This is a genomic window from Streptomyces sp. NPDC027189 (genome assembly GCF_055566975.1).
This window is the reverse complement of the sequence record NZ_JBVHRI010000023.1, coordinates 55,900-74,393: the sequence shown is the minus strand read 5'-3', so window position 1 is coordinate 74,393 and position 18,494 is coordinate 55,900. Positions and strand designations below refer to the sequence as shown.

Annotated in this window: 18 protein-coding genes, 1 other RNA gene and 2 pseudogenes; 6 read left to right on the top strand and 15 right to left on the bottom strand. The window is 68.8% G+C overall.

The window, feature by feature from the left end:
- Positions 1-296: 296 nt before the first annotated feature.
- The 7 genes from ACZ4RZ_RS38075 to ACZ4RZ_RS38045 form a co-directional block, all read right to left on the bottom strand.
- Positions 297-1,994 carry a DEAD/DEAH box helicase family protein gene (locus ACZ4RZ_RS38075; RefSeq protein ID WP_467751668.1) on the bottom strand — a complete coding sequence of 566 codons (1,698 nt, stop codon included), beginning with the start codon at positions 1,992-1,994 and terminating at the stop codon, positions 297-299.
- Positions 1,995-2,108: 114 nt separating this feature from the next.
- Complete coding sequence (locus ACZ4RZ_RS38070; RefSeq protein WP_467751666.1) at positions 2,109-2,522, bottom strand: hypothetical protein; 414 nt, start codon at positions 2,520-2,522, stop codon at positions 2,109-2,111.
- Between the two features lie 78 nt (positions 2,523-2,600).
- On the bottom strand, positions 2,601-3,662 hold the full coding sequence (locus ACZ4RZ_RS38065; protein WP_467751781.1) for a DUF2637 domain-containing protein: 1,062 nt from the start codon (positions 3,660-3,662) through the stop codon (positions 2,601-2,603).
- 270 nt (positions 3,663-3,932) lie between these two features.
- The gene (locus tag ACZ4RZ_RS38060) at positions 3,933-4,754 is read right to left on the bottom strand and encodes an ATP-binding protein (protein WP_467751664.1); all 822 of its coding nucleotides are present in this window, start codon (positions 4,752-4,754) and stop codon (positions 3,933-3,935) included.
- 14 nt (positions 4,755-4,768) lie between these two features.
- A complete protein-coding gene (locus tag ACZ4RZ_RS38055) occupies positions 4,769-5,758 on the bottom strand; it encodes a hypothetical protein (RefSeq protein ID WP_467751663.1) in 990 nt (329 codons plus the stop codon).
- Positions 5,755-5,910: a hypothetical protein gene (locus ACZ4RZ_RS38050; protein WP_467751661.1), complete on the bottom strand. Its 156-nt coding sequence runs from the start codon at positions 5,908-5,910 to the stop codon at positions 5,755-5,757. Before ACZ4RZ_RS38050 ends, ACZ4RZ_RS38055 begins: the two co-directional genes overlap by 4 nt.
- Positions 5,911-6,103: 193 nt before the next feature.
- Positions 6,104-6,706 carry a hypothetical protein gene (locus ACZ4RZ_RS38045; protein WP_467751659.1) on the bottom strand — a complete coding sequence of 201 codons (603 nt, stop codon included), beginning with the start codon at positions 6,704-6,706 and terminating at the stop codon, positions 6,104-6,106.
- Between the two features lie 432 nt (positions 6,707-7,138).
- Between ACZ4RZ_RS38045 and ACZ4RZ_RS38040 the strand changes: the two genes are divergently transcribed.
- From ACZ4RZ_RS38040 to ACZ4RZ_RS38025, 4 genes and pseudogenes are all read left to right on the top strand, one after another.
- Positions 7,139-7,771: a ParB N-terminal domain-containing protein gene (locus tag ACZ4RZ_RS38040; RefSeq protein WP_467751658.1), complete on the top strand. Its 633-nt coding sequence runs from the start codon at positions 7,139-7,141 to the stop codon at positions 7,769-7,771.
- A gap of 21 nt (positions 7,772-7,792) precedes the next feature.
- Positions 7,793-8,431 (top strand): hypothetical protein, encoded by a 639-nt coding sequence (locus tag ACZ4RZ_RS38035; RefSeq protein WP_467751656.1) that lies wholly within the window; start codon positions 7,793-7,795, stop codon positions 8,429-8,431.
- 121 nt (positions 8,432-8,552) lie between these two features.
- On the top strand, positions 8,553-9,599 hold the full coding sequence (locus tag ACZ4RZ_RS38030) for a peptidoglycan-binding protein (RefSeq protein ID WP_467751654.1): 1,047 nt from the start codon (positions 8,553-8,555) through the stop codon (positions 9,597-9,599).
- Between the two features lie 57 nt (positions 9,600-9,656).
- A pseudogene (locus tag ACZ4RZ_RS38025) lies at positions 9,657-10,094 on the top strand (single-stranded DNA-binding protein); the annotation flags it as partial.
- Between the two features lie 71 nt (positions 10,095-10,165).
- Here the strand turns inward: ACZ4RZ_RS38025 and ACZ4RZ_RS38020 are convergent.
- From ACZ4RZ_RS38020 to ACZ4RZ_RS38010, 3 genes are all read right to left on the bottom strand, one after another.
- Entirely contained in the window at positions 10,166-11,617 is a 1,452-nt protein-coding gene (locus ACZ4RZ_RS38020; protein WP_467751652.1) for a hypothetical protein, read from the bottom strand.
- Positions 11,618-11,819: 202 nt separating this feature from the next.
- Positions 11,820-12,122: a hypothetical protein gene (locus ACZ4RZ_RS38015; protein ID WP_467751651.1), complete on the bottom strand. Its 303-nt coding sequence runs from the start codon at positions 12,120-12,122 to the stop codon at positions 11,820-11,822.
- Positions 12,123-12,189: 67 nt separating this feature from the next.
- Positions 12,190-12,858, bottom strand: coding sequence for an RNA polymerase sigma factor (locus ACZ4RZ_RS38010; protein ID WP_467751649.1), 669 nt, complete (start codon positions 12,856-12,858; stop codon positions 12,190-12,192).
- Positions 12,859-13,323: 465 nt separating this feature from the next.
- Here ACZ4RZ_RS38010 and ACZ4RZ_RS38005 point away from each other — a divergent pair, with 465 nt between their 5' ends.
- Together ACZ4RZ_RS38005 and ACZ4RZ_RS38000 are read left to right on the top strand one after the other, a co-directional pair.
- A complete protein-coding gene (locus ACZ4RZ_RS38005) occupies positions 13,324-13,515 on the top strand; it encodes a helix-turn-helix domain-containing protein (RefSeq protein ID WP_467751647.1) in 192 nt (63 codons plus the stop codon).
- A gap of 348 nt (positions 13,516-13,863) precedes the next feature.
- Complete coding sequence (locus ACZ4RZ_RS38000; RefSeq protein ID WP_467751645.1) at positions 13,864-14,919, top strand: tyrosine-type recombinase/integrase; 1,056 nt, start codon at positions 13,864-13,866, stop codon at positions 14,917-14,919.
- A gap of 385 nt (positions 14,920-15,304) precedes the next feature.
- Here ACZ4RZ_RS38000 and rnpB read toward each other — a convergent pair.
- The 5 genes and pseudogenes from rnpB to ACZ4RZ_RS37975 all read right to left on the bottom strand — a co-directional run bounded on the left by rnpB (position 15,305) and on the right by ACZ4RZ_RS37975 (position 18,434).
- Positions 15,305-15,710: RNase P RNA component class A (gene rnpB / locus ACZ4RZ_RS37995), an RNA gene on the bottom strand.
- 112 nt (positions 15,711-15,822) lie between these two features.
- Positions 15,823-16,539: pseudogene (locus ACZ4RZ_RS37990) on the bottom strand (DMT family transporter); the annotation flags it as partial.
- Between the two features lie 112 nt (positions 16,540-16,651).
- Complete coding sequence (locus ACZ4RZ_RS37985) at positions 16,652-17,476, bottom strand: AraC family ligand binding domain-containing protein (RefSeq protein ID WP_467751643.1); 825 nt, start codon at positions 17,474-17,476, stop codon at positions 16,652-16,654.
- A 30-nt stretch (positions 17,477-17,506) separates the two neighbouring features.
- Positions 17,507-18,025, bottom strand: a complete 519-nt coding sequence (locus tag ACZ4RZ_RS37980; protein ID WP_467751641.1) for a TetR/AcrR family transcriptional regulator — start codon at positions 18,023-18,025, stop codon at positions 17,507-17,509.
- On the bottom strand, positions 18,018-18,434 hold the full coding sequence (locus ACZ4RZ_RS37975; RefSeq protein ID WP_467751639.1) for a DUF4260 family protein: 417 nt from the start codon (positions 18,432-18,434) through the stop codon (positions 18,018-18,020). Before ACZ4RZ_RS37975 ends, ACZ4RZ_RS37980 begins: the two co-directional genes overlap by 8 nt.
- Positions 18,435-18,494: the final 60 nt, after the last annotated feature.

Sequence of the window (18,494 nt, the reverse complement as noted above, 5' to 3'; positions counted from 1 at the left end):
GCTCCTTCGATGCGTTCTTCTAAATGCACCCCAAGCTTGTCGCGCGACGCAGGGAGCCGGGGTGTGCCACGGCCCCGCGCGCGGTCGAGGGAGCGTGGCGCGCGGCGCGGGCGCGCCTCGGACTGCGATCACGGGCGCGCCAGCCACCGGCCCAGGGCGCGCCTGCAGGCGAGTGCGTGGCGCGCGGCGCGCCCCTGGAGGTGAGGTGAGGTGAGGTGAGGTGACGAGCGCGGGGAGGCAACGGAGAGCGGTGGGCGAACCCGAGCGGCCCCGGGCGCGCGTCACCTCACGTCACCTCACTGCCGGGAGGGCGCGCGGTCGAAGTAGTCGGCGAACTTCTTCTTGATGCCGAGATCCGGCATCGGCGCCCTGCGGTAGAGATCGGCGAGCGCGGGTTCGTCGGCCTCCTCCAGGAGAGTGATGACCTCGGCGCGGTGGGCCTGGACGTAGTCCCGGAGCTGCCCAAGGCCGGGTTCTCCGGCCTCGGTGACTGGCCCCAGATGCTCACCCACGGTAGTGAACTTCACCCGGGCCTGAACCTCGGCTTCCTCGATCAGCGCCTGGTACGCGATCTGCTTCGGGTCGTCCTTCTTCCGGGACGGGGCGGCCTTTGCGGCGCGCTGGGGCGGGAGGGCCTGCGGCTCCTCGGCCGCGCTGGTGTCCTCCGGGGATTCCGTGGGCGGGGGCGCTTCGGCCTGGGGGTCCGGCGGCGGGGGCGCGTCGTTCTCGTCCGGCGGTGCCTGCTCGGTACCCGGCTCGCTGGGGGCCTGCGGCCGGGCCGGCTGCTCCTGGTGCTCGCGTGCCTGCTCCTGCTCCCCCTGGCCGGGCGGCGGGGTGCTGGGCCCGGCCGGCTGCCCGCCGTCGGCGGCGTTCCTGCGCTGCTCCGCCTGCTCCTTGATGTAGGCGAGGGACTTGGTGATCAGGGCGTCCGCGTTCATCTCGCCCCACAGCTTCGTACGGGTTCGGATCTGCCGAAGGGTGCGGATACCCCACTCCTCGCGGATGGCGTGCAGGCACGCCTCCGGGTTGTTCTCGTCCTTGAGGGCCTTGTAGACCAGCTCGACGGCCCGCTCCCCCGTCAGGCCCGACGGGTGCCCGGCTTGCTGACGGGCCTGTGTCTGCTGCGCGGACGGCTGCCGCTGCTGGGCGCGCTGGTGGTCCTGCTCCTGCAGGTACGCCTCGGGCCGGGCCTCGGTGACCTGCCGGACGGCGGCCGCCTCCTCGAAACCGAGCCGACGCAAGAGGGTGTCGATGGAGAAGTCCGGGAACGGGATGGTCTCACCGGGCTTGACGTCCCAGTGCAGGGTTCGCACCCCGGTCAGGTACGCCTCGCCCAGGCTGTGAAGCTCCACGATGGCGTCGACCGCGGCCGGGAGGTTCTTCTCCGCCTTGATCTTCCGGGTGGTGTTGCGCGTGGGCTTGTCGTTCTCGAACGCTGTGACGATCTCCTGGCGGGCGATGATCACCACGGGGCCGGCGTGCCGACGGAGCAGCCACAGGAACTCGCCCCAGCGGTCCTTGGCCCGGTTCCACAGGTCCGGGTCGACGACGACAGGGTCGTTCAGTGAAGGCGCCCGGCGCCGGTTCTCCTGGGCCTTGTTCACAGCGCGCCGCCGGGCGAACAGGGCCTGCTCGTCGCTGAGCATGTCCCACATGTTCGTGCCGTTGTCCACCACGATCATGTTGGGCTTGCCGTTGACCCGGGGCTGAGCGATGGCCCATCGAACCGCGTCGAGGATGTCCTGGTAGGTGCCCTCGTGCTCGACGATCTCGTACCGGGCGCCGGGAATCCGGCCGTAGTAGTCGGCCGTACCCTCGGACCCGCCTATCTCGATCCAGTACGTCATGCCGACCAGGTCGGATGCGGTGCCGAGGGCGGCCTCGTAGCTCTTGCCGCACTTCTCGGGTCCGCACAGCACGATCATGGGCGGGTTCGGGAGACCGGTCGGCTTGCGTGATCTGCGCTCGCGCTGGGGCGTGGTGATACCAGGCATCGTGTTCCTTCGTTCGGGCCCGCGGGTTGCTCTCCCGCGCAGGATGAGTCAGCGACAGCCCTAAGCTCTCGCCGGTCTCATTGCTGTACTACTCTACCCGTACGAAGGCCCGACTCAATGCCTGTTCAGCAGATCAGCGACGGGTTTTTCGAGGTCAGGGTCGTGATCCTCACGGTGCCGGGCGTACCACTCGTCCAGGTCCTCGACGCCGGCGGCCGTCTCGTTGGCCTCGTCCTCGGTGAGCGCGCTCCACTCCGCGACGGCGTCGGCGTACTCCTCCTCCACCGTGCCCGGGTCGCGGCGGCTGAGCGCCTGAGCGACCTCCGGCCAGTCGGCGCCAGCCAGTACCTCGGCCAGGACTACCCGGTCGACGTACTCGTTCACCATCTGGCGCAGGCGGCGCGCATTCGTGATGCGTTCGGTGGCGCTGGTCGTCTCGGCTGTTGCGCCAACCGCCTGACGGGCCAGGTCAGAGAGGTCTCGGGCGGCACGGGCGGCGGTGATCCGGGCCAGGATCTCCGGTGTCATGCAAGGGTCCGATCATGCAGGCGGCGGGCACCCCAGGTGGGGAGCCCGCCGCTTCGGTACGGGTAGAGGCAGGATGCCTTACGGGTTGACTGGCGTCAGCGCCTGGCCGAACAACGCGAAGATCTCGCCCATGGTGGCCTTGTCCGGGATGCTGATGCCCTTCGTCGCGGCGTAGGTCTTGATGAGGCGGCCACGGACCTTACGGCCCTCGCCCTCGTGTTTGCCGAGGACTAGCCCGATCGCCTTGCCGGTCAGCGGTCCGCTGAAGGCTTCCCGGTGTCCGTTGTCGAGGACGTCCTTGATGATCTCGTACAGCTCATCCTCGGTGCTCCACTGCGGGATGCTCCACTGCTGTTGGTTCCGCGGCTGCGACTGCGGGGGCACTGAGGCCCTGACCGTGCGCGGCTTGTTGGCGGCCACCGGAACCGTCGGAGCCGGGGGTGGGGCGGGTGTCGTGGCCGGGAGCGCCGCCACCTCCTCGGCCGGCGGCCGAGCGAAGATGCCCGTGGGCTCGATGCCCGCCGCGCGAAGACCGCTTGCAGCCGTCTCGGCGAGCGGGACACCGCGGCGGACGAGTTGTAGCGGCAGCAACGACTCGACCGGAGCCTTCCTGCGCCACGCCCGCCCGAACCGGCCGTGGAGAAGCGCCTGGTAGACGAGGCGCTCCTGCTCCAGGTCGAGCGCATCGTCGTACGACGTCAGCTCCCACAGCTTCATGCGACGCCAGAGCAAGAAGGTAGCCAGCGGCGAGAGGACCCAGCGAGCCCACCTGACCTTGTCCATGAGGGGACGCCCGGTGGCCGCACCGATCCGGACGGCGTAGATGTGCGCGGCGATCTCGGAGACGGCAACCCAGAGCAGGGACATGGAGCCGTGCGCAACTTTGGACCACAGGGAGCTGCCAGCCGCGACGTTCAGCGCGCAGGTGATCAGGCTCAGAGTCCAGGGGACGATCCGCGCCCAGGCGAGCGGCATGCCCATACGGATCAGGAAGAGGTATGCCCCGGTGAACACCGGGATGGCCGAGTCAATGGCCGTAGGAAGGACCCACGGCTCCGTGAAGCCCCAGGACGCGGCGGCGGTCGACACGGCGTCGAACGATGCGTAGAAGCCCAGGCCTCCAACGGCGGCCCCGCCCACTGCGGTCAAGCCGGCACCGAAGCGCTCCCAACGGGTAAACGGGGGTACCCCGGACTCGTTCAGCAGCTTTGTCGGCTTCTGCTTGCTGCCCTGGCGGCCGTGGAAAAACGACACCTTCGGCAAGACACCATCCCTTCGTTCGGGTCTTCCCGGTCGGCTTATGCTCATGGCCTTCCGGGTCGACTAAACGATATAGCGTCTTTTGATCTCTCGCGCTGACCTTGCTCACGCCATGTCAGTTCGGCTCTCGATTAGGGCAGTTCGAGAGGGCTACCAGTCGAGGGGTTTCAGGGGCTTCCGCCGGTCCGGGCCCGTGATCTTCACCAGGTGGGCGGAGGCTTCGAGCCGCGACAGCAGCCGCTCACCGAGGATGTCGACCACACCCAGGCCGGGACTGCCCGGCTGGCTCCGGCTGCGGAGATTCGTCGAGAACGCCGTTGCACGGCCGGCCGCCAGCCGGGAGTCGATCAGGTCGATGGTCTCCTTGCGGGCGAACTCCGTGGCGGTCATGTCCATCTCGCCGCACAGTTCGTCGAGGATGAGCAGGTCGCAGGTGACGAACCGCTCCCGCACCTGGTGTGCGGTCAGGTTGTGCGGGGCGGAGTCCGGGCGACGCCACGTCAGGTAGGTGGCGTGCTTCACGAAGCGCACGACCAGGCCCTGCTCGGACGCCTCGTTGCCCAGGGCGCACACGGCTGCCGTCTTACCGCTGCCGATGTTCCCGGGCACGATCAGGTTCAGGACCTCGGGCCGCGCCTTGCGTTTCTTCGCCTCCACCAGGGAACCGAGCCAGTTCCGCAGCGTGTTCGGCTTCTGGTTCGGGTCCAGGTGCTCGAACCGGAAGTGCAGGTACTCGTGGTGCGCGGCGTCCAGCATGCTGTTCCTCCATACGTCGCGACGGACACGGGCCTGCGGCACGCTTACGTCCTCCCACAGGCCGTCTTCTGGTTCCGGCTGTGCGGGGACGCCGAGTTGGGACAGGTCCGCGCCGCCCCTCTTGAGCACGCTGAGAACGTGCTCGCTGAGGTCGCCGAGCGCGTTGAGACCGCGGGCAGGGGCGGCAATCGCCGGGGCTGCCGTGGTGAGAGACATCGGGGTCATGCTCCTTACGTGCGGGCGACCACGCCGAAGGTGGCGTCGTCTGTGTCGTCAGTCGAAGGAGGGGCGTCGTTCGTTGCGCCCCAGGTCGCCTCGTCGCTGTATGGAATGCGTCCACTGCGTTGTTGTGGCTGGATGTGGTTGGTGACCACGCCGAGGGCGTCCTGCCACTGCTGCGCGGCGGGGAAGTGCTTGCGGGCGTGTTGGAGTGCCTTGGCGCACTCCTGCTGGCTGTAGCCCGCGTCCAGCGCACGCCGGACCATCTTGACGACGGCCATGAATCCGCCACGCTGGCCGACGTACTTACCCAAGTGCTTCTCGGCATGTCCCCACCACCACGTGGCGACCTTGCGAGCAGCCTCATCGAGGTCCTTCTCCTGCGCGGCCTTCTCCTCGGCCGCGGCCGCCTTCTCATGTGCCGCGGTCTTCTGGGGGGACGTCTTCTTGGCGGGCTGCGTCGTGGAGGTGTCCTTTGGCGCGGCCGCCGAGGGCTCCGGTTCACCAGCGGCTAGTTCCTCCTCCGGCTCATCCTCGGCCGGGGGCTCGATGTCCTCGGCTGCCACGTCGAACCCGTCGCTGCCGAGGGTGCCGTCCGCGTATTTCACGCAGAAGGTGCCGTCTTCCTGTTCCACCACGGGGATGTCGAGCTTGTTGCCGAACGTCACGTAGTCGGTGGCCCACCGCTCGACGGGATGGTCGGAGATGGCCGTGCCCATGGCGGTCTTGCCGTTGCGGAAGCGGCGCCGCTCAAGGCGGTAGTAACCGCAGGCAGCGAGCCTGTGAAGGGACTTGCGGACGGCGTCACGGCCTTCGCGCCCCTCGCCCTGGGAGAGCTGTTCCGAACGGACCTGCCAGTCCTCGCTCTGGTCCAGGAGGTAGGTCAGCAACCCGAGTTCGCGGTAGCTCAGGCGTGTATCGCGGGCGGTTGCCGACTCGATGATGACGAACGGCGTCCGCCGTTTGACGCGGACACTGCCCGAGGCGCTATTGCGGCTCATGCAGCGGCCTCGGCGGGAGTGTCGTCGGCGAGGCGGACGTACGTGTGCCACGTCTTGCGACCCGTGTCGCCAGTCTCGTATCGCCGGTCGTGCTCGACCATGCCCGCCGCACGCAGTTCGGCGAGCGGCAGACGGATTTGATGGGGGGTCATCCCGAGGAGTTCAGCAATGGGCGGGATGGAGACCCATCCGCGATCCATGTGCAGGGCGAGAACGTGAAGGACGCGGAACGCACGATCAGATATGCCGCTGGCAAGCGCAGGCGCCATCACGTCAGTGGGAGTGGTCATCGGTGTTCCCTTGGGGAGATCGGGACCTGGCCGCTGGGGGCCAGGCCCGGGGCGGTCAGCGCTGGCCGTCTTCGGCGGCGGGCCGGGGGCCGGCCATCAACTCCGGCGTCTCGCCCAGGAGGTGGTTCAGCGTGCCGTCCTGGTAATGGCGCATCAGCCGCTTCCTGCCGACGTCCTTCTGCTCCCACGTAAACGTCAGGCTGCCTGTGGGCTCCCCGCCCTTCTCGTACTTGAGACCTGGGACGAACTCGCCCGTGCGGGTGTCGACGATCTTGCCCGTCTCTTCGTCGTACTCCGCGTACGTGAGCAGGGCCTCTTCCCACTTTGCGTTTCGGCGGATGACAACCTCGGTGCCGCCGTGCTGGTCGGCATACGCGTTCAACGCTTCTTCGTTGTCGGGGTCCACAACGACCTTCGGCTGCGCCACGTTGACCTTGTAGCGGCCAATGATGTCGTCACCGACTCGGACAACAAGCTCGGACTGCCCGCCCTCATACGCCTTGATCAGGCGCGCCTTCGGCGCATCCACCCGCGGCTTGATGATCTTTGCGGTCCGCTCGTTCAGGAGACGGGCGAGGGCCCCGACGAGGCCGACCTCAGAGAGAGGCGGCTCAACTGACTGGCCGGCCCGAGTTTCCTCGGTGGCGCCGTTCGCCATGCGGTGTTCCTTCCTTTCCCCGGACACCAAAGGGTCAGGGGTTTAGGGCTGTCCCGGGCGGGGCGTCTCGGGGCGTCGCATGGAGGTACGACAGGCGCCGATTTTTGTTACACCTAGGCCCAGGTAGCTGGGTCGCTCTCCCAGCCACGCCGAATAGTACAGCAATGAGACTCGCGTGTGTAGAACGCGACGTTAGAGGCGTGACTACCTACCTTCCCCCGCGGCCCTACCACTTCCGGCGACGTCACCAGAAGCCAGTAGAGCCCCGGCGCCGCCCCAACCGGAACGAGGGCAGCACCGGCCCGGCAGCGGGCGAGGACCGGCCATGACGGCATGTCCCGCTTGCGAGGCGGGGCGCCGCGGTAGGAGTCCGCGGGCTCGCAGTCCTCACCCGCCGCCGGTACCGACGCATGGGAGAGGACCGCAGCAGCCGTGACCGAGACGATCGCCCAACCGCCGCGCTTCATCGCGTACGTGCCGCTCACCAACCTCACGCCGGCGCCGCGAAACCCCAAGCGGCACGAGCTGGAACTCCTCATCGACGCGATCCGCATGCACGGCCTGGTCGAAGTCCCCGTCGCCGACGAACGGACCCAATGCGTCCTGCACGGCCACGGCCGCCGCGAGGCCCTGATAGAGATGCAGAGCCGCGGAATGCCCCTGCCGGGCGGCGTCGTCCTCGACGAGGATGGCGGATGGCTCGTCCCCGTCCTGCGCGGCTGGTCCTCTAAGTCCGACGCTGAGGCCGAGGCCCTGGCCATCAAGCTCAACCGGCTCCCCGGCGAAGGCGGCTGGGACGCCCGCGAGTTCGCCGCGATCCTCGAGGACCTGGCCACCAACGAGATGGAGCTGTTCGACTCCCTCGCCATTCCGGCCGACGAACTCGACAAGCTCCTCGGCCAAGTCGATCCCGAGACCCTGCCCGGCGGCATCCGCGAAGACGAACTGCCCACCCTCCACCTGCCCGACGACGGCGAACACGGGGACAACCTCAGCCCTGACGACGGCGGCGCCGCACACACCACCTGCCCCGCCTGCGGCCACATGTTCAACACCGGCCGCTGACCCCGTCGCAGAGGTCCGCCCATGTCCACTCGACGCAAGGCCCGCCGGCCCAGTAGCCGCGGCGGCCGCCCACGCCTGCTCTCCGAAGAGGTCGAGCAGCGGCTCGTCGCGGCCTCCCGCACAGGCGTCGCCGTCGAGTTGGCCGCGGAGATGGCCGGAATCTCCCGCACCACCTTCCTCCGGTGGATGGCCGAGGGCCGCGCCGAGGTCGAGGCCCGCGACGCAGGTGAGGCCCCCGACCCGGAGTTGGAGGAGTACGCGGCCCTGTACGAGAGGGTCCGCACCGCGCGCGCCACCGCGGCCGCGCGCGCCATGGCCAACATCCGCAGGGTCGCAGACGGCGGAATCGTCACCAAGGTCACCACACGCCGGTTCCGCGACTCGGTCACCGGCGAGGTGGTCGAGGAGACCGTCGAGGACCGTACCTCCCCAGACTGGCGTGCGGACGCCTGGTACCTCGAGCGGCAGCACCGCGAGCACTACGGCAAGGACGCCGTGGTGGCCGTCGAGATCAACGGGCTCGGCGCACCGACCGGCGACGACGAGCAGCCCGTCGACCTGTCTGCACTCGCCGAGCGCCTGGACAAGAGCCTGTTCGCCGTCGAGTACCCGCCGGAGCTGGAGGACGGCAGCGTCGTCGACGCCGAAGTCGTCGACTGACCACACGATTCGGCCCCGGTCTCACCACCGGGGCCGTCGCCATTTCCAGGACGCGACGCTAACCACCCCGCCCCTGCACGGTGCTCCCTCCTGATCTACAGCACCGGAGGGCACACCACCCATGGTCAACATCATCTCCCGCTCCACCTGGGGCGCGAAGCCCTGGAACGGCACCCCGGCCACCATCGCGCTGTCGCAGCGCACCGAGTTCTTCGTCCACTACGACGGCGGCACCCCCATCGCCCGGACCGGCTACGCCATCATGCGCGCGATCGAGGCCGAGCACCTGGGCGAGGGCTGGTCCGGCGTCGGCTACAACTTCGTCGTCGACCAGGCCGGCAACATCTACGAGGGCCGCGGCTGGAACCTGCAGGGCGCCCACTGCCCCGGGCACAACATCTCCGGCTTCGGCGTGCAGATCGCCATCGGCGGCGACCAGGAGCCCAGCGCAAAGGCACTGGCCGCGTGCCGCGCGCTGTACGACGAGGCGTGCAGGAAGACCGGACAGAAGCTGGCCAAGAAGGGCCACCGAGACGGCTACGCGACCCTCTGCCCCGGCACCAAGCTGTACGCCTGGGTGAAGGCGGGGATGCCCGCCGGCAGCTACGTTCCGGTCCCGGACCCGGGCGGCAACCTCCCGGGCGGCTCCACCGTCTCCCGCGCGCAGGTCACCATCAATGGCCTGGTCTACGGCTACGGCGCCAAGGGCGACCACATCACCCAGGTCGGCAAGGCCCTGGTCGCGAAGGGATTCAGCAAGCACTACACCTCCGGCCCCGGCCCTGTGTGGACGGACGCCGACACCCTGAGCTACCAGGACTACCAGGAGTCTTTGGGCTACACCGGCCAGGCCGCGGACGGCGTGCCCGGCGAGGACTCCCTCAAGAAGCTGCTGGGCACCCTGCCGGGCAAGGCCGCGCCGAAGCCCGCCCCGCCGTTCCCGGGCGTCGACAAGTTCGGGCCCGGCAAATCCAACGCGAGCATCACCCTCGTCGGACAGCGGCTCGTCCGGAAGGGCTACGGCAAGCACTACACCTCCGGCCCCGGGCCCAAGTGGAGCGAGGCGGACCGGCTGAACGTCCGCGACTTCCAGCTCGCCCACAAGGAGCTGGCGGGCGACGCCGACGGAATCCCCGGGCCGAAGACCTGGAAGCTCCTGTTCTCCTGACCGTTCCCGGCCGGCCCGCAACCCGCGGGCCGGCCCCATCCCCGAAAGGCCCTGTCAGTGGCAGGCGAGACCGTCATCACCGTCATCGGCAACCTGGTCGACGACCCCGAACTCCGCTTCACTCCCTCCGGCGCCGCGGTTGCCAAGTTCCGCGTCGCCTCGACTCCCCGCACCTTCGACCGGCAGACCAACGAGTGGAAGGACGGCGAGAGCCTGTTCCTGACCTGCGCCGTGTGGCGGCAGGCGGCCGAGAACGTCGCCGAGTCCCTCACCCGCGGCATGCGCGTCATCGTCCAGGGGCGCCTCAAGCAGCGGTCCTACGAGGACCGTGAGGGCGTCAAGCGCACCGTGTTCGAGCTGGACGTCGAAGAGGTCGGCGCGAGCCTGCGCAACGCCACCACGAAGGTCACCAAGACCGGAGGCGGCGCGCAGCGCCCGGCCGCCGCGGCGCAGGGGTGGCCCGCTGCCGATGACCCGTGGGCGGGACCAGCGCCTGAAGATCCGCCGTTCTGACCGCTACGCACTCGAGGGGCCCCGCGCTGCTGTCCGGGGCCCCTCGGGGTTGTTCAGGCGGCGGCGACGGTCCAGGCGGAGTCCAGGATGAGCAGGTCGCCGTCGTCGACCTGGTCCGTGGTCTCTGCGGGCGGAGTTGCCGCCTGCCCGGGGGGCTCGGCGCCTTCTGCAGGCGTTTCGACCGGGGCAGGCGTGTCCTCGACAGGCGCGGGCATCTCCTCGGCGGGAGCGGCCGGCGTCTCCGCGGGCGCCGGGGTTTCCTCGACCGGGGTGGTCGGCGTCTCGTCGGCCGGGGCCGGGGTCTCCTCGACGGGAGCGGTCGGCGTCTCCTCCACCGGGTCGGTGGCCGGAGGGTCCGACGGCTCCGGGGCCGCGGGAGTCGTCTCTGCGGGAGGCTCGCTCGGCGTCGTGTCCCCGGTGGACGGCTCCGTCGGGTCTGTCGGGGTGCTCGGCTCCGTCGACGGGGTGGTGGTCGTGGGAGCTGGCTGCGTCCCTTCCGTGCTCGCTGTCGGCGTGGAAGCAGTGCGGCCGTCCACCACAGGCACAACCGGGGGCTCCATGTCCGCAGTGTGCACAGGCAAGGACACCACGGGCGGCTGATCAAGACCAGCAGCGATCGCCACGATGTCGTCGCCGCCCGTGAACCACGGGGGGTTGGTTAGGACACCGAGCACTGACTGCGCGGCCAGGAGAACAGGTTCGTCGACCTGCGCGCTGTGCGGCGAGTACAGGATGGTCTCCACGTCCTGCCTGTCCAGCCCCAACGTACCTAGGGTGAGCGCGGCCAGACGAGGCGGGAGCGGCGCCGCCAAGCCCGACACGTTCGCTTTCGCCGACGAGTTGGCTTCCGTGTCTTGGATCAAGTCCGTGTACTCCGACAACCGCCCCTTGTCCGTGCCCCAGAGCACGTACCGGCCGGATCGGGAGAGATTGGGGTACAGCTCGGTCGTACCGTCCTGCCGGACCCACGTCTTCGCATAGTCCTTGTCTGCGAAGATCCTCAGCCCTATGCGCTCTGAGCCGTACGAGAAGGTGAAGATCGTGCTGTCCGGTCCGATGGCCGCCTTGCTTGCCATCACCATGCCGTCAGCGTCCGTGCACTCTGCTTCGAGATTGGCGATCGGCTCGCAGTCGATCTGGCCAGCCTCGGAGAAGTCCAGAAACTCCGAGCCTACGAACGGCTTCACCGAGGACTGCCCTGCCGAGGCGCCGGAAGGACTCGGCGACGAGCTCTTGTCCGGTGCACTCGCTGAGGTTCCTGCTGGGCTGCCGGCGGTGAGGTAGCCCAGCGCCCAACTGCCTGCGAGCGCAGGCACCAACGCCGCAGCGATTACCCACCGCCTCGCTCGGCCGCGCGGGCGTCCGGGCAGGAGGGGCTCGTCGGGCATGGGGGTGATGTCGAGTGGTGGAGCTGGCTTGACGGTTCCCAGCAGTTCACCGAAGTCCTTGAACTCCGGGTGCTCACGGACCATGCGTTCGACCTGCTCCAGTGGGAGATCAGGCAATGCAGAACGCACCTGCCGTACGGCTGAGTCGAAGCTCTGGGGCTTCAAGAACAGGAGGCGTTCACCCCCCAGGTTTACAAGGCCCAGGTCGGTGAGCTCTGCATCGTCCTCGTCCTCGGGGGTCAGGATGTGGATTCGGACGCGAGGCTGCGACTCGGTCACGACTGACCCCAGCCGCCACAGCCCCCGGATATTGCGCTGCTCAACTCTGGCGGTCCCTTTCCCTGGTGTTCAAGATCCGAGCGATACGCGCGGCCGTCTTCTCGACACGCTCAGGCGTGATGTCTTCGATGTCGGTGAGGACGAGCTGAGCACCATCGGGGAGTTCGATCTCCTCACGATGGAGCTCCGGCTCATCCAGGCCGTCACCCGATCCGGCGTCCTCCCGCACCTCCTGCGGGTTCTGGACGCGCGCGAACTCGCGAAGCATCGCTTCCTTGGCATCGCGCACCCGCGAAGGGCTGCGTTGGTAACCGGGCCGCAGCGCACCAGCGGCGGCCAACATCTCGCGGGTCTCCTCATCGTGAGGGGTGGGCCCGCCATCCAGCGCCCGCTCTAGGCGCTCGCTCTGCTCAGCGCGTCGCGACATGCGCCCTCGCCTCTCGTGTCTCTGCCCGTGTTCCGACAACCCTATTTCTGCCCGCTACCGCCGTCAGCAGTTCCTCGATCAGCTGGGGAGACGACTGCCCAGCCGGCATGACCTCGGCGAGTTTGCGTAGGGCTCGTACCGTGAGGGTACGGACCGCGCCGTCGCTCTTCCCCATGATCTCCGCGGTTTGGCCAGGGGTCAGCCCGTCGAAGAACCGCAGGATCAAGACCTCGCGTTGCTCAGGACGCAACTTCTGCATGCGGGCGGCAACGGCCTCAGCCAGTGCCCGCCGTTCAGCGTGCTCCTCCGGGCTCTGGTCAAAGCGCGGCCGGTCGAGCTCAAGATGATCGGCGTACAGCACTTCCGAGGGCCGCCGCTGGACCAAGCGCAGGTGATCAAGCGCGGTGTTCTTCGTGATCGTGCGCAACCAGGCCAGCAGACTCGTCCCCGCGCGGTACTTGCCGATGTTCTGAGCGACCTTCAGCCACACTTCCTGACACAGGTCTTCCGCGAAGTGCCCGTCCCGGATGTAGAACCGCACCCAGTGGTACACGGTGTCATTCAGTTCGTCGTACAACGCCCCAATGGCGTCAGCCCCGTCGTCCCCGCCTGCTGCGGCGCGTGCGACCAGGGCCTCCAGAGTGTCGGTCACGGCGTGTTATCCCCCCAAGCCGGTGCTGTGGTGATCAGCTACGACGCCGCACTCGGGCCCACCTTCCCAGTTCCCCCACCAACGGACGATCACGTTCCGATGCGGCGCTGAGGCAGCATAACCAATCCTTTACGGACCGCATCGAACAGGCCTGCGATACCGCGCGCCACTCACCAACCTGCCGCACAGGCAGACCCCTGGCACCACACGCCCGCCCGCACTGCTCGATCAGCGTCGATCGTCACGCGCGCGGCCACCAAACGCCGGCCTCCAGACGCCACGGTCTCGTCGCCGAGGACCGGCCCCACGGGCGCCCCGAAGCCACGCCAGGCCCCTGCAGGCGCCGTACGTCTCCACAGGTGTAACAGATTCCGGTGATCCACGTACCTACCGGTGCCGGACTGAACGCAACCGGCTCCATCCGGCCGGAACAGTCCGCCCGGGGGCACCTACGGATGAACAAGGATGACCATGGCTCGCGGCGGTTCAAATACATTGCTGAGTTTCGAGACGATTGCCGAGCGCATGGAAGTCCCAAAGCGCACGGTGCTCGACAACTACAGAACTTGGGACATCCCCGTCGTGCGCATCAGCGATCGAATTCTCCGCGTACGGGAGCGCGATTTCGAGGCATGGCTAGACGCACGCACGGAATGAAGATCTGGCGCCGGCACGTGAGTTATAGCTGCGAATACAGGGCCCTCACCGACGACACAGCCTCTGACGCGACGACTTGACCTGCCATGGCTACGCCTACGTACAGTCCAACTCCCCTGGCCAGGGAGTCACCCAAGAAACGACCAAGATCGCGAAAGGCGTCCCGTGGCACGCAAGCCCACTGTCTACAAAAGGTGCGACTGCCCTGACCAGAACAGGCCGAAGAAGGGCGGGTGCGGCCATAGCTGGTCCTACAACCGCACGACTGACGAAGGTAGCCGCACGCGCGCGACGATCCCCGAATCAGTCGGTCTGACGCAGGCTCAAGCGCAAGCGATCCTCGACGGAATGGCCCCCGGCGCAACCCCCGAGCCCGTCGAAACGAACCTCACCTTCAAGCAGTGGGCAGCCGACTGGCTGGGCCGACGACGCGCCAAGGAGATCAGCGTCGCCGGCTACGAGTCCACAGTCCGCGTCCACCTCAACCCCCGCTGGGGAAGCAAGCGCCTTCGCACCATCAGGAAGGCCCAAGTTGAGGCGTGGGTACAGGAGATGGAGGCCAACAAAGACCTCGCCAACTCCACCGCGGAGGGGCACTGGAAGGTCTTCAAGATGATCCTCAAGGACGCCCTCCAGAACGGAAAGATCGCATCCAACCCCACGTACGAGGTAGACGGGCCCTACGTCGCCGAGTCGACCTCCTACGTCTTCAGCCCGGCCGAGTGCTGGGCGATCTACGACGAGTTTCCCAAGCGGTACCGCCTCATACCCATGCTCGGGTTCGCGTGCGGACTCCGCCAAGCAGAGGCCCTGGCCGTGTGCGAGGACGTCATCGACACGGACAGCAAGCTGCTCACCGTGCGCCGGCAGATCCTCCGGACCAAGGAGACCCGCTACAGCCCCACGCTCGTCGACAGGCTCAAGACAAGCCCGCGCCTGAACACCAAAGACGTCCCGATGCCGCCGTACCTGGTGGACGCCCTGGAGGAGTTCATGGAGCGGCAGCCGCCGCGGGTCACCCAGAACGTCCTGTGGGAGCACAAGAAGACGCTCACCGAGTGCAAGCGCGGCACGGCACGCGCCCTGTTCTGGAGCGCGCGCAACAACCTCGTCTGCCGGAACCACTTCAATGACGACGCGTGGAAGCCCACGCTGCGGAAGCTGGGGATCAAGGACGAAGAGGGGAAGCTCCCCACGTTCCATGACCTGCGGCACACCTTCATCTCCACGTGCCTTCAGAACGGAATCCCGGAGCACACCGTGGCGGCGTGGGTCGGCGACTCCGTCGAGGAGCTGCGCCGGACGTACAGCCACCTCCTGCGGGACCACGCGGACACGCACGGCGCCATCGCCGCGGGCCTCACGGCGCGGCCGTCGCGGCCCGCCGAGCCTGTCGCGGCGTGACCTCAGCGCCTCTCCGGGCGCGAGCGCAGAACCCTCAGCGGGGCTGAGGCCGATGTCGGCCTCAGCCCCGCTGGCGCGTTTGCGCCCCGCGGAACCGCCGATCTATCCGGGGCAATCAGAGAGGTACAACCTGATCACGCCCCGCCGCGCGATGTTCCGACGGGAAGCTCCATCCCATCAAAGGCCCAGGACAGCGGCGTCCTGCCGCAGGTGAAGGGCCTAATCAAGCAGGCTCGCAGACCCCCGTGCCATGGCTACTTTCATGGCTACGTACGTAGCCGTGAACCCCGGTATGGACCCGTACGGAACGGGTTCTAGCCGAGGGCCTGAATGCACGAAAAAGAGCCTCTGACCAGCTAAAACGCTGATCAGAGGCCATTGGCGGCAGACGAGTCGGGCTGTACGCCGGGTTCTGTCACCCGGTCGCCTCGCGGCGGCCGGGGAGACGGCCATCCATCTAGGACCGACGTTGCCGCCGGCCTCGTGCGGTCTACCCGCGGACTCGGGCGGGCAGCCCTCGAACGTCCGCGCAGAGCCACCTTTTACAGCGGCTCCTCTTGACCTTGCTCCGGGTGGGGTTTACCTAGCCGCCTGAGTCGCCTCAGGCGCTGGTGGTCTCTTACACCACCGTTTCACCCTTACCGAGGGCCGAAGCCCCCGGCGGTTTGCTTTCTGTGGCACTGTCCCGCGGGTTACCCCGGGTGGCCGTTAGCCACCACCCTGCCCTGTGGAGCCCGGACGTTCCTCGGGAAGGTCCACAAGAACCTCCACGCGGCCGTCCGCCCGGCTCGTCTGCCGTGTCGACCATGGTACCGGGCGTGCGGCGCGCCTCGGTCCGGCGGCCGCGAGGACCGAGCCAGCCAGGATCAGGGCGAAGGCCACGGCGATCCCCGCCGTCAGGCGTTCGTCCAGGAACAGCGCGCCCGCCGCCACCGCGACCGCCGGGTTCACGTACGTGATCACCGTGGCCCTCGTCGGGCCCGCCTCCTTGATCAGTTCCAGGAAGGCCACGAAGGCGATCGCCGTGCAGATCACCCCCAGGCCGGCCAGGGCCGACAGGACCTGGGGGGAGGGGGTCGAGGCAGGCCAGGTGGCCGCCGCCGCGGGGGCGTACACCAGCGCCGCCAAGGCCAGGCACGGGGCCGTCAGGTGCAGTGACGGTACGTCCTTCAAGTGGCGCGCCGCTATCACCGGCGCCGTCGCGTAGCCGACGACCGTCAGCAGTACCTCGGCCAGTGAGCGGGCGTCACCGCCGGTCAGGTGCGGGACGGTGAGGACCGCGACGCCGGACAGGCCCAGCGCCAGGCCTGCCATCCGGCGGGCGCCGAGCCGTTCCGTGTCGCCGAAGAGGCGGGCCGCGGCCACACCGACGATCGGCACGCCTGCGATCAGCAGGCCCGCGGTGGAGCTGGAGAGGTGACGTTCGGCGTCCGTCAGGGTCCACCAGGGGACCATGATCTCGATACACGCGAAGGCCAGCATCGGGCGCCAGTGGGTACGTACGGTCCGGGTCAGGCCACCCTGGCGTATCGCGAACGGGAGCAGCAGCGCGGCGCCGACCGCGCAGCGCGTGAACACCACCATGGACGGGGACACGCCGTCCACCGCCACCTTGATCATCAGGTAGGGGATGCCCCAGACCACTCCCATCAGGGAGAACAGGAACCAGCCACGTGCAGTCATGGGGGCAGTTTCGGCCGCCTCGGCGGCAGGGGTCTTGAACGCTGTTGCGCTATGCCGCCCGTGACACGCTCGCGCGGTACGCCGCCGGGGTCACCCCCAGCACCCGCCTGAACCAGCGAGTGAGGTGTGCCTGGTCCGCGAAGCCCACGAGTGAGGCCACCTCCGCCGGTCGCAGCCCGGACTCCAGCAGCCTCCGGGCCCGGTTCACCCGGTGCTGGGCCAGCCAGGCGTACGGCGGTATCCCCATCGTCGTACGGAAGGCGCGCAGGAGTTGGTAGCGCGACAGGCCCAGGTCTGTGGCGAGGGCGGTGAGGGAGGGAGGCGCCTGGAGTTCGTCGGCCAGACGGTCGCGTACGGCGTGGGCTATGTGGGCCGCTCCCGGGACCGTGTCGCACGCCGGGCGGGCTGTGGAGTGGCGGCGGGCCAGCGCCGTGAACAGCCACGGGAGGCGGGACTCGGCCTCCAACGGGTCGGGGCAGACGCTCAGTTCGGTGTGCGCGGTGCGCAGGGCGGCGGCCAGCTCGGCGTCGTCGAGGAGGGGTTCGCGAAAGTGCGGGAGGCCGCCGAGGGTGCCCTCGGTGAGCAGGGAGGGCTCGGCGTACAGCGCCCGGTAGGCGTAGCCGTCGGAGGCAGCCGGGCCGCCGGTGTGCATCTCGCCGGGGGCCAGGACGACGATCGAGCCGAGGCCGGTGTGGATGTGGCCGCCCCGGTAGTCGATGATCTCGGAGCCGCCGACGCAGACGCCGATGGTGAACTCGTCGTGGGCGTGCGGCGCGTAGCGGAACGTGTCGAAGCGGGCGGTCAGCAGGTCCAGGGGCCGGCCGTCACGACCGAGGGTGGCCCGGGTCCATCGGGCCTCTTCGCGTACGGTCACGGTCGTTCTCCCCCGGTTCCTCCAGTGCTCTCAGTGCAACGCCCGTGTCCCCCGTTTCCATGCCGCGTCCAGATCCGCGTCGTCCGGGAACCGCCCGTGGATCTCCAGGATCACCATCCCGTGGGCGAACGCCCAGGTCGCGCGGGCGAGGTCCAGATCGCCTCCGCACACCCGCATCAGCGGTGCGGCGGCCCGGTCCTCCAGGCCCGCCGGGAGGGACGCCCGCGGCAGGGGGCGCTCGGTGGCCAGGCAGTAGAGGTGCGGGTGGGCGAGGGCGTACGCGCGGTACGCCTCGGCCAGCGCGGGGAGCGAGCCGGGCTCGCGCGCCTCGGCGGCCTCCATCGCCTCGGCGGACTCGGCGAGCATCTGCGCGATCAGCTCGACCTCCACCGCCTGCTTGTCGGGAAAGTGCTTGTAGAGGGACGGGGCCTTGATGCCGAGGTGGTCGGCGAGGGCCCGCATGGTGAGCGCGGCGGGGCCGGACTCCTCCAGGAGGGTCCGGGCGGCCGTCACGATCTCCTGGGACCGTGCGGTCAGTCGTTCAGCCACGCTGGAAGCCCTCCTTCGTCCGCAGTCCGTATCCGAAGGCGCGATCGTACGAGATGTGGGCGAGCCAGCCGCACAGGGCCGCGAACGCGGGGGCCCAGGTCACCGGTGCCGCCACGGTGTAGAGCGCCACGAGGGCGAGCGGGACCAGGGCCCGGTGCAGCGCGTTGTAGTACGGCACCGCGCGGGGCGCGAGCTGCCCCTTCGCCATCCGCGGCGCGTCGTCGAGGGCGACCAGGAAGGTCAGGTCCGGGATGACGAAGAACGCGAGGGCGAGCGTGCCCGCGAGCCAGCCGTGGTTCACGGCTTCGAGGACCGCGAAGGCCGACCAGAACAGGGCCGAGGCCAGCCAGGCGGTCCGGCGGATCACGGTGAGTGCGGAGCGCGAGGGGGTGACGGTGTGGGTGGTCATGGCTGCCTCCTTGGACTTCCCGTATGCGGCTAACGCCGTTAGCCATGACCATATGGCTAA

Bases quoted from the DNA above. Each gene is read 5' to 3' on its own strand.
- ACZ4RZ_RS38075 (WP_467751668.1), bottom strand. From the start codon at position 1,994: ATGCCTGGTATCACCACGCCCCAGCGCGAGCGCAGATCACGCAAGCCG.
- ACZ4RZ_RS38070 (WP_467751666.1), bottom strand. From the start codon at position 2,522: ATGACACCGGAGATCCTGGCCCGGATCACCGCCGCCCGTGCCGCCCGA.
- ACZ4RZ_RS38060 (WP_467751664.1), bottom strand. From the start codon at position 4,754: ATGTCTCTCACCACGGCAGCCCCGGCGATTGCCGCCCCTGCCCGCGGT.
- ACZ4RZ_RS38055 (WP_467751663.1), bottom strand. From the start codon at position 5,758: ATGAGCCGCAATAGCGCCTCGGGCAGTGTCCGCGTCAAACGGCGGACG.
- ACZ4RZ_RS38050 (WP_467751661.1), bottom strand. From the start codon at position 5,910: ATGACCCCCCATCAAATCCGTCTGCCGCTCGCCGAACTGCGTGCGGCG.
- ACZ4RZ_RS38045 (WP_467751659.1), bottom strand. From the start codon at position 6,706: ATGGCGAACGGCGCCACCGAGGAAACTCGGGCCGGCCAGTCAGTTGAG.
- ACZ4RZ_RS38035 (WP_467751656.1), top strand. From the start codon at position 7,793: ATGTCCACTCGACGCAAGGCCCGCCGGCCCAGTAGCCGCGGCGGCCGC.
- ACZ4RZ_RS38030 (WP_467751654.1), top strand. From the start codon at position 8,553: ATGGTCAACATCATCTCCCGCTCCACCTGGGGCGCGAAGCCCTGGAAC.
- ACZ4RZ_RS38015 (WP_467751651.1), bottom strand. From the start codon at position 12,122: ATGTTGGCCGCCGCTGGTGCGCTGCGGCCCGGTTACCAACGCAGCCCT.
- ACZ4RZ_RS38005 (WP_467751647.1), top strand. From the start codon at position 13,324: ATGACCATGGCTCGCGGCGGTTCAAATACATTGCTGAGTTTCGAGACG.
- ACZ4RZ_RS38000 (WP_467751645.1), top strand. From the start codon at position 13,864: ATGGCCCCCGGCGCAACCCCCGAGCCCGTCGAAACGAACCTCACCTTC.
- ACZ4RZ_RS37975 (WP_467751639.1), bottom strand. From the start codon at position 18,434: ATGACCACCCACACCGTCACCCCCTCGCGCTCCGCACTCACCGTGATC.